Raw genomic sequence first — 325 nt, forward strand, 5'->3', positions numbered from 1 at the left:
GCTGCTGAATATTTTCAGATCAAATTCCATGTGGTGTCAGCTGGAAGGTTTGGATTCAGAGATCTCATCGATCCGGAATTTATCAATGCTAAATCCACATCCTTGCTTCAGCGTCTTAGAGATGCCAAAGAAGTAGCCGCCCCAAATTCGGCCTTTATCCTTGTTACAACCGACACTATAAGAGATGGCGATGAGCTGAGTAAGATTCACAGGAATACCGACGGATCTCTTGATCTCAACAAACTTGGTGTAGGTAAAACCGATAACAGTGAGATGGGAAAAGTTCGCAAACTGTGGCGTGAACATTTGGGGCTGACTTGCGATG

Annotated in this window: 1 protein-coding gene; it reads right to left on the reverse strand. The window is 44.6% G+C overall.

Annotated features, from left to right (window positions below; genetic code table 11):
• Positions 1-36: 36 nt before the first annotated feature.
• Positions 37-325, reverse strand: a 289-nt coding sequence (locus SB775_RS28310) for a hypothetical protein (protein WP_410864494.1), incomplete at its 5' end; no start/stop codon positions are given.

The organism is Peribacillus sp. SIMBA_075 (assembly GCF_046534585.1).